At 58.9% G+C, this 12,789-nt stretch carries 16 protein-coding genes; 8 read left to right on the top strand and 8 right to left on the bottom strand.

Annotation, left to right across the window (positions count from 1 at the left end):
• The first annotated feature begins 47 nt into the window (after positions 1 to 47).
• The 4 genes from PspCFBP13508_RS01100 (at position 48) to msrA (ending at position 2,440) form a co-directional block, all read left to right on the top strand.
• A complete protein-coding gene (locus tag PspCFBP13508_RS01100; protein ID WP_137213394.1) occupies positions 48 to 407 on the top strand; it encodes a hypothetical protein in 360 nt (119 codons plus the stop codon).
• Between the two features lie 97 nt (positions 408 to 504).
• Positions 505 to 966 carry an NUDIX domain-containing protein gene (locus PspCFBP13508_RS01095; RefSeq protein ID WP_137213393.1) on the top strand — a complete coding sequence of 154 codons (462 nt, stop codon included), beginning with the start codon at positions 505 to 507 and terminating at the stop codon, positions 964 to 966.
• Positions 967 to 1,001: 35 nt separating this feature from the next.
• Entirely contained in the window at positions 1,002 to 1,787 is a 786-nt protein-coding gene (gene sseB, locus PspCFBP13508_RS01090; protein ID WP_137213392.1) for an enhanced serine sensitivity protein SseB, read from the top strand.
• 146 nt (positions 1,788 to 1,933) lie between these two features.
• Positions 1,934 to 2,440: a peptide-methionine (S)-S-oxide reductase MsrA gene (gene msrA / locus PspCFBP13508_RS01085; protein WP_016774420.1), complete on the top strand. Its 507-nt coding sequence runs from the start codon at positions 1,934 to 1,936 to the stop codon at positions 2,438 to 2,440.
• An 18-nt stretch (positions 2,441 to 2,458) separates the two neighbouring features.
• Here msrA and PspCFBP13508_RS01080 read toward each other — a convergent pair whose 3' ends face one another.
• A complete protein-coding gene (locus PspCFBP13508_RS01080) occupies positions 2,459 to 3,676 on the bottom strand; it encodes an MFS transporter (protein ID WP_016774419.1) in 1,218 nt (405 codons plus the stop codon).
• A gap of 129 nt (positions 3,677 to 3,805) precedes the next feature.
• Here PspCFBP13508_RS01080 and PspCFBP13508_RS01075 point away from each other — a divergent pair, with 129 nt between their 5' ends.
• Complete coding sequence (locus PspCFBP13508_RS01075) at positions 3,806 to 4,429, top strand: TetR/AcrR family transcriptional regulator (RefSeq protein ID WP_016774418.1); 624 nt, start codon at positions 3,806 to 3,808, stop codon at positions 4,427 to 4,429.
• A gap of 5 nt (positions 4,430 to 4,434) precedes the next feature.
• Here PspCFBP13508_RS01075 and PspCFBP13508_RS01070 read toward each other — a convergent pair whose 3' ends face one another.
• A complete protein-coding gene (locus tag PspCFBP13508_RS01070) occupies positions 4,435 to 5,661 on the bottom strand; it encodes an MFS transporter (RefSeq protein WP_130912175.1) in 1,227 nt (408 codons plus the stop codon).
• 62 nt (positions 5,662 to 5,723) lie between these two features.
• Between PspCFBP13508_RS01070 and PspCFBP13508_RS01065 the strand changes: the two genes are divergently transcribed.
• Positions 5,724 to 6,716: an AraC family transcriptional regulator gene (locus tag PspCFBP13508_RS01065; RefSeq protein WP_137213788.1), complete on the top strand. Its 993-nt coding sequence runs from the start codon at positions 5,724 to 5,726 to the stop codon at positions 6,714 to 6,716.
• 361 nt (positions 6,717 to 7,077) lie between these two features.
• Entirely contained in the window at positions 7,078 to 7,836 is a 759-nt protein-coding gene (locus PspCFBP13508_RS01060; protein ID WP_052269086.1) for an NYN domain-containing protein, read from the top strand.
• Positions 7,837 to 7,859: 23 nt separating this feature from the next.
• On the opposite strand, the gene PspCFBP13508_RS01055 is transcribed toward PspCFBP13508_RS01060, so the two are convergent.
• From PspCFBP13508_RS01055 to PspCFBP13508_RS01045, 3 genes are all read right to left on the bottom strand, one after another.
• Positions 7,860 to 8,492 (bottom strand): carboxymuconolactone decarboxylase family protein, encoded by a 633-nt coding sequence (locus PspCFBP13508_RS01055; protein WP_241669478.1) that lies wholly within the window; start codon positions 8,490 to 8,492, stop codon positions 7,860 to 7,862.
• Positions 8,493 to 8,633: 141 nt separating this feature from the next.
• Positions 8,634 to 9,071, bottom strand: coding sequence for a cyclophilin-like fold protein (locus PspCFBP13508_RS01050; protein ID WP_241662941.1), 438 nt, complete (start codon positions 9,069 to 9,071; stop codon positions 8,634 to 8,636).
• A gap of 24 nt (positions 9,072 to 9,095) precedes the next feature.
• Positions 9,096 to 10,124, bottom strand: a complete 1,029-nt coding sequence (locus tag PspCFBP13508_RS01045) for an alpha/beta hydrolase (protein WP_137213390.1) — start codon at positions 10,122 to 10,124, stop codon at positions 9,096 to 9,098.
• A 134-nt stretch (positions 10,125 to 10,258) separates the two neighbouring features.
• Here PspCFBP13508_RS01045 and PspCFBP13508_RS01040 point away from each other — a divergent pair, with 134 nt between their 5' ends.
• Positions 10,259 to 11,167 carry a LysR family transcriptional regulator gene (locus tag PspCFBP13508_RS01040; protein ID WP_137213389.1) on the top strand — a complete coding sequence of 303 codons (909 nt, stop codon included), beginning with the start codon at positions 10,259 to 10,261 and terminating at the stop codon, positions 11,165 to 11,167.
• A 202-nt stretch (positions 11,168 to 11,369) separates the two neighbouring features.
• Here the strand turns inward: PspCFBP13508_RS01040 and PspCFBP13508_RS01035 are convergent, their stop codons facing one another.
• From PspCFBP13508_RS01035 to PspCFBP13508_RS01025, 3 genes are read right to left on the bottom strand one after another with little or no spacing between them, the layout of a single operon-like run.
• Entirely contained in the window at positions 11,370 to 11,612 is a 243-nt protein-coding gene (locus tag PspCFBP13508_RS01035; RefSeq protein WP_137213388.1) for a hypothetical protein, read from the bottom strand.
• Positions 11,612 to 12,142, bottom strand: coding sequence for a hypothetical protein (locus tag PspCFBP13508_RS01030; protein ID WP_071171999.1), 531 nt, complete (start codon positions 12,140 to 12,142; stop codon positions 11,612 to 11,614). The genes PspCFBP13508_RS01035 and PspCFBP13508_RS01030 overlap by 1 nt, the downstream gene beginning before the upstream one ends.
• A 49-nt stretch (positions 12,143 to 12,191) precedes the next feature.
• Complete coding sequence (locus PspCFBP13508_RS01025; protein ID WP_016774410.1) at positions 12,192 to 12,416, bottom strand: DUF2188 domain-containing protein; 225 nt, start codon at positions 12,414 to 12,416, stop codon at positions 12,192 to 12,194.
• Positions 12,417 to 12,789 lie beyond the last annotated feature (373 nt).

Here is a 12,789-nt window from a genome sequence, read left to right as displayed (position 1 = left end):
CACTACGCTGGCTAGCGAAATGAGACAGCTTGCGGAAGGTTCGCTCAATGACAGTCTGCTGCCCTGATTGTGGGTTCACCACGGATAACCTACCGCCCACGCATAAATGCCCTGAGTGCGGAGAGTTTTCCCACGATTGGTTGATTTACGACTGGGAAGAATTTGCTGCGATCAAACGTCGGCACATCAAGTACAACGTCGCGATTCTTGGGGCATTGCTGATCAATGTGCTTCTGGCCCTCGCGCTTCAGTCCAGCAATGCTTTCCAGTGGTTTCTGACGCTATTGGCGATACCGGCGATCATCAGCTGGCTTCGTTGTCGCAGGCAATTGCGGGCGAGGTCAGCGTATAAAGGCCACGAAGCTGGAGTTGTTTTTCCGTGGTTTAGCTGGTTGGGTGGTCTTTAATGGCTGTGCAATAAGGAGCTCTTGCCAGCCCGACGTCCTCTTGCAATACGAATCCGAAACGCAACAAGCAGTGGCAAGCCCTTCAAGGAAGATGTAGATGCGCGAACGCAAAGCAGCACGATTACTGGTCATAAGTCCCTCGCAAGAAGTTCTGCTTTTCAGATTCATCCATGAAAACGGCGCCTTGGCCGGCAGAAATTACTGGGCAACCCCAGGCGGCGGCCTTGAGGCCGGTGAGACATTCCATGACGCTGCAATACGTGAGTTGCGTGAGGAAACCGGTATTGAGGTCATCACGGTTGACGGACCTGTAGCGCACCGTGATTTTTCCATGCTATTACCCAGCGGCGAAACTGTACTCGCGGTCGAACAATATTTCGTCGTGCATACGCCAAGCGAGCGGCTATCCAGAGCTGGCTGGACTCAGGAAGAAACCGAGGTCATGGCCGATCATCGTTGGTGGTCCGCTAAATCACTACGTGGCACCGATGATCAGATATGGCCCGAGAGGCTGGATGAAATGCTGGTGAATGAAGGCATCTTCGAACCGGCCAGGTAATCATCGCTCTCCATTGAAAATAACGGACTGACCTCATGGATACTTCTCAAGAAAACCCATTGGAAACATCACTCCGGCTGGCCGCGGACGAACCCGCGCATCGCCCTGAGTTCTATCGAACCCTGCTGGACTCGACCGTCTACATCCTCGGCACCGCTGGTGCGGCGCAAGGTCATGTCAATCTCCAGGCCGGCAGCAATATCAGCATCGCTCATTGGCAGAAGCCCGATGGCACCCCGGTCATTCCGTTCTTCTCCTCACTGCCGACGCTGCAACAATCCATCGACAGCGAGCAGAGCTATGTGGAGATACCGGCCCGATCATTGTTCGAAATCACGCTGGGCGCGCTGCTCTTTCTGAATCCGAAGTCGCCGTACGGCAAGGAATTCCTTCCGGAGGAAGTGCAACGCCTGCTCTCAGGCGAAATCGGCCGGCCCGCCACGCAGCGTACCGTTGAAAAAGAAACCGACGTGTTGATTGGACAGCCTTCGGACTACCCATCGACGATGGTCCATTCGCTCTCGCAATTGCTGGCCAAACACGCCAATGTGAAACGCGCATTCCTGGCGCTGATGCACGACGCCTCGGTTGATGAAAAACCGCACCTGATCGTCGGCATCGAAGCGGATGGCGATATCGAGCAGGTCATGCGCGAGGCCGGCAATGTCGCTGGGGATACAGCCCCTGATGGCGGGCCGGTTGATTTTTGCCGCGTGCTGACGGGACAAGCCGGGCTGAGTGATTACTTCCTCAGGGAGACCAAACCGTTCTACGAGCGCAAGTCACCGAGCAAGCTGCGCTCGTTCTTTGGCTTTGGTTGAATACGTACTGACGAACATCGCAGTCGCCTGCATGTCGCCTGATCAGGTGGCCAGTGATCGATTCTGATAAGCGTAACCTTGGATTCTCTCAACCCGCCCTCATAACAGTGGGTATACCCCCATCGTCTCGAGAGGAAGCACACACCATGACCACTCAAACCGAAACTGCCATTCTCGCCGGCGGCTGCTTCTGGGGCATGCAGGATTTATTGCGCCGCTACCCGGGTGTGCTGAAAACCCGCGTCGGCTATACCGGCGGCGATGTGCCGAATGCGACCTATCGCAACCACGGCAACCACGCCGAAGCCATCGAGATTGAATTCGATCCGGCGGTAATCAGCTACCGGCAGATCCTCGAGTTCTTCTTCCAGATCCACGACCCGAGCACGCCCAACCGTCAAGGCAACGATCTTGGCCCGAGCTACCGGTCGGCGATCTACTACCTCAACGACGAGCAGCGTGCCGTCGCCGAAGACACCGCTGCCGATGTAGACGCCTCGAAGCTGTGGCCGGGCCGTGTGGTAACCGAAATCGAACCGGCCGGGCCGTTCTGGGAAGCGGAACCCGAGCATCAGGATTACCTGGAGCGGATTCCGAATGGCTACACTTGCCATTTCATCCGGCCTAACTGGAAACTGCCGAAGCGCGGTTGAAGAAACTGCTGGCGGGGTTCAATGCCCCGCCACCACCGAAGCTTCTACAGAGCGCGGGCCCGACTTGAAACCGTGGGCCCGGGCACCCCAGGCAATGGCGAAGGCGATAGCGACCAGTGCCAGCATGGCCCACGGAAATGAGGCAACGCCCCACTGATCGAGCAGCACGCCGCCGACGACACCGCTGCCAGCGATCGCGCTGTTCCACGCCACTACATTCAACGACAAGGCGACATCCGCTCCGTTGCCCGCCGCGTCAGCCAGCGCCGTTTGCAACAGCGTCGCCGCGCCGCCGAACGTCAAACCCCATACCGCCACGCCGAGATAAATCACCTCTGGGTTGCGTCCGCCAAAACCCAGCGCCACGCAGACCGCGGCAAAGGTCGCCAAACTCAGCAGAACAGTCGAGCGCAGCAGCGGCTCGACCAGCTTCGCCGTCAGCCATATCCCGACCAGCGCGGCGATGCCGAAGATCAACAACACCACATCCACCCGCTCGGCCATGCCCGCCGGCGCCACGAACGGAGCGATATAGGTGTAGAGAATGTTGTGCGCCAGCATCCAGCTGATCACCACTGCAAGCACAGGACGCACGCCCGGGGTAGTCAAGACTTTGCTCAGCGATAGGCGTTGATGGGCCGGCTGCGGCGGGTAGTCGGGCACTTTCACCAGCACCCAGACGATCAGTACCAAGGTCAGCGCCGACATCAGGCCGAATGTAGTGCGCCAACCGACCAGCCCACCGAGCCACGTACCCAGAGGCACGCCCAGCGACAGCGCAATCGGTGTGCCGACCATCGCCAGTGCCAACGCCTTGCCCTGCTGTTCGGGCTCAACCATGCGTCGCGCATAGCCGGCCAACAGACTCCATGCCAAACCCGCTGCAACCCCGGCGAAGAACCGCGCGACCAGCGTAACGCCGTAGTGCGACGACAGCGCGGTAATCGAATTGAACAGCAGGAAACCGACAATCGTCAGCAGCAGCACGTTGCGGCGCCGCCAGCCCCGGGTGGCGATGGTCATCGGGATCACCGCCAGTACGGAACCCAATGCGTACGCGGTAACCATTTGCCCGGCCATGGACGGCGAAATCGCCAGGCCTTCACTGATCAACGGCAACAGGCCCGCCGGCAGGGTTTCGGTGACGATGCAGATGAAGCCAGTCATGGCCAGCGCCAGCAAAGCGCCGATGGGCAGACCTTTTGGCGTAGCCGTTAACGTGATTGAAGGTGTCACTGGAAGCTCCTCGAAAAACCGACTCAGATTTAAATACCGATCGATCTAGATCCTGAGGGTGCATGCGCAGCGTTGTCAACAATTTCTGTATCGACTAGTCTTTATATTAAATCAATGAGGAGTCAGGTCATGGCGAGAACCGGTCGCCCCCGTCAGTTTGATCGCGACGACGCCGTCGATCAGGCTTTGCAACTGTTCTGGCAACACGGCTACGACGCGACATCGCTGGCCCAATTGAAGGCAGGCCTGGGTGGCGGTATCTCTGCACCTAGCTTCTACGCCGCGTTCGGTTCCAAGGAAGCGTTGTTCGATGAATGCGTGCAGCGTTATTTAACCACCTATGCGCAAGTCACCGAGTGCCTGTGGGACGACAGCCTGCCACCACGCCAGGCGATCGAGACCGCTTTGCGCCAGTCGGCACGCATGCAGTGCGACGACACACACCCCAAGGGCTGCATGGTTACCCTCGGCGTCATGAGCGCACCGAGCCCGGAAACCGCCCATGTGGCGCAAGCCCTGACCCACTCAAGGCAGCGCACCCGTGCCGGCATTCAAGCCTGCGTCGAACGCGCTGTGAATGCCGACGAGCTGGCCAGCGGCACAAGTGCGGCGGCGATGGCGACGGTATTCGACAGTTTCCTGCAGGGCATATCCATCCTCGCCAGAGACAACACCGCGCTGGATAACATTGATGCTGCTATCACTCAGGTCATGCAAACCTGGGACATTGCCGTCACGCGTAAGGCGGATTGATCAAATCACAAATGCACCGGTGCCACCGGCGCCGAACCCGGCTCCGGCACATCGACATTGACCTTCAGTGCAATCAGCAGCGCGGCCAGCAACATCAGAATTCCAGCCGCTACAAACACGCCATTGATACCGCTGAAACTGAACACCGAACCGCCAGCGGCGGCGCCTGCGGCAATTGCCGACTGCACGGACGCCACAACCATGCCGCCCGCGCTTTCGGCCTGATCGGGTATCGAGCGCGCTACCCAGTTCGACCATGCGACCGGCACACCACCGAAAGCCATCCCCCACAGCGCCAAGAGCAACGCCTGCCCGGTGACCGAGGCCGGTAACCCGACCAACGCCAGAGCAGCAACGCCCACCAACACCGGCATCAGCACCAACGTTGTCCTTGGATTGCGCTGCAACAGCCAGCCGGCTAACAGCGTGCCGCCAAAGTTCGCCACGCCGAAACCAAGGAGCATCAGTGCTAGCGTCTGCGGGCCGACGCCGGTGGTGCTTTCCAGAAATGGCCTGATGTAGGTGAATAACGCGAAGTGGCCGGTGTGCACCAATACGCAGCCGAACATGCCGATGGCAATGCCCGGTCGCAGCAACACCTCGAGCACCGTGCGCAGGCGTGACGGACGATGCGGCGCCAGACTCGGTAGCGTGAACATTTGAAAGACCAGCGTCACCACGCCAACCGCCGCAGCTGCGAAAAACGCACTGCGCCAGCCAAACTGACCGCCGAGATAACTGCCCAATGGCACCGCGACCACGGTCCCCACGGCGATCCCGCTGAAGATAATCGACAGCGCCCGTGGCAGCAGCGCCGCCGGCACCAGGCGCATCGCCACGGCCGCCGCCATGCTCCAGAATCCGCCCAGAGCTATGCCCAAAAGAATGCGCATGATCAGCAACACCGCGAGGCTGGACGACAACGCCACCAGCAGATTCGACGCGATCATCAGTACCGAGAAACCGAGCAAGACCAGGCGCCGATCAAGACTGCGCGTCAATCCAGGTACGAGCAATCCGGCAAACAGCGCCACCACCGCAGTCACCGTCACCGCTTGCCCGGCCAGCGCTTCGCTGACGCCGAGATCGAGCGCCATCGGCGTCAGCAGGCTGGCCGGCAGATATTCCGCCGTGAGCAGACCAAACACGCCCATCGCCAGCGAAAACACCGCCATCCAAGCAGGCACCAGCGGCCCCCCTTCAGTTCGCCCATCACCTACACGTTCATTCATTTCAAGACCCCCTCGGACATTTCGAGAGGGCAGTCTATTGGCGACAACCCGGATGATCTATGATGCGCAGTCTTGAACTTTTGATCGAAACCCCGAACATGAGCAGCACCGATCCCTTTGCACTGTCATCAGACCTGATCACTGAATTGCTGCGCAGCATGCGTCTGCGTGGCGTGCAATATCGGCGGATCCACGCTGGTCCGCCGTATGGTCTGGGTTTCAGCGACAAGCCCGGCCATGCGTATTTCCACTTCGTCGCCGCTGGATCGACGGTATTGCGACTGGAGGACGGCAGCCTGTACGAGTTGTCAGCAGGCAATGCGGTATTCATTGCTCATGGTGCCGCGCACCAGTTGCTGTCACACCCGGGCGCCGAGGTGCAGGACATTGACAGCGCCGTCGCCGCACCGCTCGGCGACACGGTCTGCGCGGTGCAGGTCGGGCAAAGCGCCGATTCGCCCGATAGCGCCCTACTCTTTAGTGGCTGTATGGAGTTCGAACTCGGCAGCCTGCAAGGCCTCGGTCGGCTGATGCCGGGTCTTATGCTGATCGACGCCGGCGGCCAGCGTTATCCGGGACTTATGCCAATCCTTGCGACCATGGAACGCGAAGTCAGCGCAGCGCGCATTGGCTTCGCCGGCATTCTCGCGCGCCTTGCCGACGTAGTGGCGGCAATGATTGTTCGCGGCTGGGTCGAATGCGCTTGCGGCAATGCCTCCGGTCTCGTCGCCGCCCTGCGCGACCCTCGCCTGGCGCAGGCCTTGCTGGCCCTGCACCAACAACCGGGGCGCGACTGGAGCGTCGCCGAACTCGCAACGCTGTGCAACACCTCACGCTCGGTCTTCGCCGAACGCTTCCAGACCACCCTCGGCACCCCGCCGCTGCGCTACGCCACCGAACTGCGCATGCGCCTGGCCAGTCAGTGGCTGACGCTGGAAAGACTGCCAATCGAAGAAGTGGCGCAGCGCTTGGGCTACACCTCCCAAGCGGCGTTCAGTCGTGCGTTCAAGCGGATAACAGGAAACTCACCGGGAGCGAGTCGGCGCCAGCGCTGAAGACGAGAATCGCCGTAACAGAGCCGCTCTCATTATGTGCCCCCCCCCCGGATTTCTGCCCAACACCGCGCTCGCCCGCTCACGGATAACCGAGCCTACGAGACACAGCGCTTTTGCCTACAAATCTTACGGAAGTCGCTGTCTTGCCCGCTTACCCTCCGCAATTTATCGTTTCCCCGTCGCCACCTGAGAGTTGAAAGCGCTGGGCACATTCGACTTTGTGCAAACAGGTCAGACGAAAAAGGTGTTGTTGACGTATCCGTCACTCCTACCTAATCTGCTCCCATCCCGCCCAAGGCAGTACGCCGTTCTAATCATCCAGAACGTGCCAAACCCTTGGGCGTTTTTTTAGGTAAAAAACATGCCCACTGCGGTGTTAGTCGATGGCGCCTTTTTCATCAAACGCTTTCGACGAATCGAACCTCAAAACGCCTTCAACGCTGAACGCGCGGCCGATCTGGTCCATCGATGGGCAACCGCCCACCTCCTCAATAAAACCTTGACCCGTCCAACGGGCGCCATTCGAGAGCTACGACAACGAGCCAGGAAAGAGCTTTACCGTATCTTCTTTTATGACTGCCCCCCACTGGACACCAAACAGCACAACCCAATAAGCAAAAAAGCTGTGGATTTTTCCAGGTCCAGGGAGGCGGCATTTCGCAAAGAGCTGCACTCCAGACTGCGAAGTAAACGTAAGCTGGCGTTACGACTTGGACATTTGTCGAAGGATGTCAGATGGACCATCAAACCCGCAAAAATCGCTGAGCTGTTGAAAGGCAAAATCCAGATGACTGACCTTATGGAAAATGACGTCAGTATTGAGACCCGTCAAAAAGGTGTCGATATGCGGATCGGCATTGATGTCGCGTCGCTGTCCTTTAAACAGCAGGTCGATCAGATAGTGTTGATAGCAGGCGACGCAGACTTTGTTCCAGCGGCAAAAATGGCAAGGCGAGAAGGTGTGGACTTCATTCTCGATCCGATGTGGCAGAGCATTCCCGATAGCTTGATGGAGCACATAGACGGTTTGCGCTCAACATGCCCCAAGCCGCCGCTTCGTGAAAATAAGGCGGCGTTCTTGGAGATGCAGCAACCAGGTTCAGTCATTGGTGAGAAATAATGGTACTGGTATCCCCGTCGACTTCAGCCCCCCAATTTCCCCAGCCCCGCGCCCACCCGCTCAGCAGCCTGCAAATCCCCACGCGCCTCCAATTCCCGCGCCACTTGCCGCAACTGCTCAACCGTCAGTCCCACATTCAGACTGATCTTCAAATGCGACTCCAGTTGCGACTCGACCCCAGCCATTGCCGCCAGCGCGCCGACAGTCGCCAGTTCCCGATCCGTCCATGTCAGATTGTCGCGGGCAAAGATGTCGCCGAACAGATGCACTTTCAGAAACTGATCGATCGCCGGGGCGAATTCGAACAGTGGGCCGGACACTGGCGCGCCGACCAGGCGGGTCTGATTGTCGGTGCCGAGTTCGGTGAGCGCATATCCCGACGGAACCGGACCCGGCTCGCGTCCCGGCACGTCTTCGATGCCCCGCGCGGCGCGTTCCTGCAAAACCTTCATCAGCAATGACAAGGCGTTAAGGCTGCGCGGGAACCCGGCGTAGGCGTACAGCTGCACCAGAACTTCCCTGGTTTCGCTGATGCTCAGCCCGGCATCGAGACCACGATTGAGTGCGTCGTGCAAACGCGGCATGTCGCCGATGGCAGCGTTGGCGGCAATCGGGGCGATCGCCAGTTGTCTAAGCGTCAGAGGCTGTTCTTTCATGATCGGTTTCTCCGGTGATCGGGAAGGATTGGCGCAGAGGGGATTCACGCAGGCTGAACTGGCAAGGACCGCGCAGCCGAGGGCCACAATGCGCAAAAGACGCCCTTGATTTAACGATTTCTGGTTCATCAATGACTCTCCTCACTCATGCAGAGTGAACGTCACCCGCACATCGCCGCGCCCCAAGACTTCGGCCAAGTCCTGCGGGCGTTCGATGCGGCCAAGACGCGAATAGCGGTAGGACGAATCGAAGGTTTTATAGAAGACCACCAACGTATCGTCGCCATACAAAAGGAAATCGCCGTTGTGGATCGTGCCCGGCCGGTAGGGCTGGGTGGGCAATGGCGGCTGCACGGTGGCGTATTTTTCATTGCCATGCAGGTCAGCCATGTCCAGGCTCAGCGGCAATCGCGTGAGCAATTGCCGAGTGCTCGGGTTGTCCTCAAGAGCAATGGCAAAACGCTGTTCCCCGACGGTCATCCACATCGTGCTGGCCTCCATAGCGGTCGGTGCAGACAGAGCAACGGGCAGCCATGCCATCAGTACGAATCCCTTCCAGCCGTTGGCAAAAGTCCGCATCGCTTTGCTCCGTCGCGTTGAAAGTTACTTCAGGTTGCTCTTGAAGAACTGCGTCAGCTTGGCAAAAGGAATCAGCTCGACCCGGTCGTACAGATCGACATGGCCGGCATTCGGCACGATCACCAGTTCTTTCGGCTGCCCCGCCAACCGGAACGCCTCTTCGCTGAACTCACGGGAGTGCGCGTCTGCACCGGCAATAAACAACATTGGGCGCGGCGAGATGCTCTCGATATCGACGAATGGATAGAAGTTCATGAACTTGGTGTTGCTGCTCAGCGTTGGACGCGTGGTCTGTTGCGGCGTCGAGCTGGCCGGGGTGAATTCGCCGCGCGGGGTGCGGTAGAAATCGAAGAATTCACGCTGGATCGGATGGGTGTCGGCCTTCAGTTCCAGCACCGTGCCGCCGGTGTATGCGACCTTGCCGCCAGTGAACTCGGCGTAACGCTGCTCGGCCGCTTGCGCAATGATCTGCTTGCGCTGCGCAAGGCTTTGCGAGTGCTTGAGGCCATCACGGTTGGCCGCGCCCATGTCGTACATGCTGACGGTGGCGATGGCTTTCATGCGTGGGTCGATTTTCGCCGCGCTGATCACGAAGCTGCCGCTACCGCAGATGCCCAACACGCCGATGCGCTCGCGGTCGATGAATGGCCGTGTGCCGAGGTAATCGACGGCCGCGCTGAAGTCTTCGGCATACATGTCCGGCAACACCGCGTTGCGCGGCGCGCCCTCGCTTTCGCCCCAGAACGACAAATCCAGCGACAGGGTGACAAAGCCCTGCTCCGCCAGTTTCTGCGCATACAGATTGGCGCTCTGCTCCTTTACCGCGCCCATCGGATGGCCAACGATAATCGCCGCGCTGCGCGCTGCCGGGTCGCGTCCTTTGGGCACAAACAGGTTGCCGACCACGGTGAGTTGATATTGGTTTTTGAAGCTGACCTTCTGCACGGTCACCTTGTCGCTCTTGAAGAAATTGTCGGCACCGTGGGACATGTCAGCTCCGAATGCAGTAAATGAACTCAGGAGAAACCCGAGCAGTATGAACAGTCGTTTCATGGGGGCGTCCTTGATCGAGAAACCAGGCGAGGCCGGGATGGAGGTATTGTTGCGCAGGCGCAAGGCTTTGATTAGCTAATGAGTGCTTAATGCGGTTATAAACACTGCTAATCAATAAACCCGAGCGTCACGCCATGGCTAAACCCAACTTCAATGACCTGCTCGCCTTCGTCACCGTGGCCCGCACCGGCAGTTTCACCCGTGCGGCGGTGCAACTGGGCGTGACGCAATCGGCGGTGAGCCAGGTAGTCTCGGCGCTGGAAGCGCGTCTGAAAATTCGCCTGCTGACCCGCACCACACGCAGCGTGTCACTGACGGCGGCCGGCGATCGCTTGCTGCACACCGTGGGCCATCGTTTCGATGAGATCGAAGCCGAGCTGGACGCGCTGACCGAGTTGCGCGACAAGCCTGCCGGTACGGTGCGCATCACCTGCGGCGACAACATCATCAAGACCACTCTGCTGCCCAAGCTGACGCCACTATTGCTGCAATACCCGGACATCAAGCTCGAGTTCGATATCAACTACGGTTTCCGCGACATCGTTGCCGACCGCTTCGATGCCGGCGTGCGTTTCAGCGATACCGTCGCCCAAGACATGATCGCCGTACCGATCGGCCCGCCGCTGCGCATGGCCGTCGTCGCCTCGCCCGACTACTTTGCCCGGCATCCCGCCCCGCAACATCCGCGCGATCTGGCGGCGCACCGCTGCATCGACATTCGATTTCCGACCTACGACGGTGTCGATGCCTGGGAATTCGAGCGTCAGGGCAAAAAGCTGAAAGTGCGGGTCGACGGCCAACTGGTGTTCAACTCCACCGTGCACATCACCGACGCGGCCGTGAACGGATTGGGAATTGCCTACCTGCCTGAAGACGAGTTCGGTGCGCATCTGGCCGAAGGGCGTTTGGTCAGAGTGCTGGAAGACTGGTGCGAACCATTCGGCGGCTTCCACCTCTACTACCCCAGTCGCCGTCAACCGTCGCCGGCGTTTTCACTGGTGGTGGATGCGTTGCGCGTGGTGAGAGATCCAGCCCCGTTGTAGGAGCGAGCCTGCTCGCGATAACGTCGGCACATCCAACAGAGTAAGTGCCAGATCCAGCGCTTTCGCGAGCAGGCTCGCTCCCACAGGGATTTGCGTCAGACCCCGGAAATCAATCGATTCACGAATCAATTGTGGGAGCGAGCCTGCTCGCGAAGGCGCCAGACCAGGCAAATCATCTCTGCATGCCACCCCCGCGACACCCTCACAACTTCGGCACGTCCCCGGTCGCCTCGGCAATCGTCGCCAACGTTTCCTCCATGCTGGCGATGTCTTCTTGCAGCTTTTGAAACACCAGATCCAGCGCCTCGGGAGCGTCCACGGTCTGATGGCCACGCAGCGACTCGACGCTGGCGCTCTCCACGTGCTGGAGAATGTCCACACTTTCTCGCAGTGCCAACAGCTGATCGAAGATCGCGGCAATTTGCGCCTGGCTGCGGGCGCTCATCATTTCCACCCAAGCCTGGCAATGATTTCACGGCGATACGGCGTGTCGATCTGCGCCGGCACCTGTTCGATATAGTCGCGCGCTTGTTCGTGCGCCGCGCCGCTCAACCCGGCCAGATAAGAAACTGCGTCGTCGACATTCGGCACCAGGCCTTCAATGTTCTTGAATCTGCCGGGCAGCGCCGTCCAGATCACCGCATCGAGTTGCCGAGGAATTGCCCATTCAGCAAGCACGCCCATCGCCGAGGGACCGAGGGTGAAGCTGCCGATGCCATCCTCCCTGCCCTCCGGCACGCCTTCTCGGATACGCAGGAGCTCACGGGCCTGATCGAGATCGGTCACGTCGAGGACCGACCACAGCACTTTGCACGGCGGCGCGTTCGCGCTTATGGCTGTAGTCAACTCGCCAGTGTCACTGACGCGAACGAAGTCGATCGGTACCTGCGGCCCGTCGGCAAACCATTCGCTGGCCAGCGGCAAGCCGTCCGGTTTCCAGATCAGTGAGCCCCATCCCAGACATGCAATGACCATAAATCAGACCCTTCTGAAGAAACGATGAACACAGAAAAGAACAGCCTGCTCAGCCTTTGGTTTTTCGCGGGTCGGCTGCGCGCGGAAAGGTGCGTTCTTCCTGGATCGTCCCGTCTTCTTTATGAATTTTCAGCGAGGCGGTTTTGTCCTGCAGATAGTCGCTGGCAATTTGGGTGATCTCGGCTTTGGTCGCAGCCGTTTTCGACGCACGCTGCGCGCCCTCTTTGACCAGTTCCCAGCGCTGCTGGTTTTTGTTGATGTGGTAGTTATCCATTCCTTCACCTCTGATGTGAATGACGTGACCGTTACAAGGATTGACCTTGAGCGGTTCAGAGAGTTTGAAAGAAATCGCGATGCGCTCTGTGCCACGTAAACGCTAGTGCACATCCGTTCTCTATCACTTCGGCGATCGATAGCTAGCGCATGAAGTGATGTGGAGGCGAAAAATCCGCTGAAACGAAAAAGCGTAAATACTTATACAAAGCTTGTCGTCCTTCCTGCGCTTATTGATTAATACCTTCGCCAATGGACGACTGCGCAATGCATTTATAGCGCTTAATAATTTCAATACTAATTAGCCATCAACGTTACGGTTGCGATTCTGCTTCCTCTTCGGTCTTTTTTGCCAATTTTAAAAAAGACACATT

Origin of the sequence: Pseudomonas sp. CFBP13508 (assembly GCF_005233515.1) — a bacterium.
Lineage (GTDB): Bacteria > Pseudomonadota > Gammaproteobacteria > Pseudomonadales > Pseudomonadaceae > Aquipseudomonas > Aquipseudomonas mercuritolerans.
The sequence above is the reverse complement of the archived record's forward strand: the minus strand, read 5'-3'. Positions and strand labels throughout refer to the sequence as shown.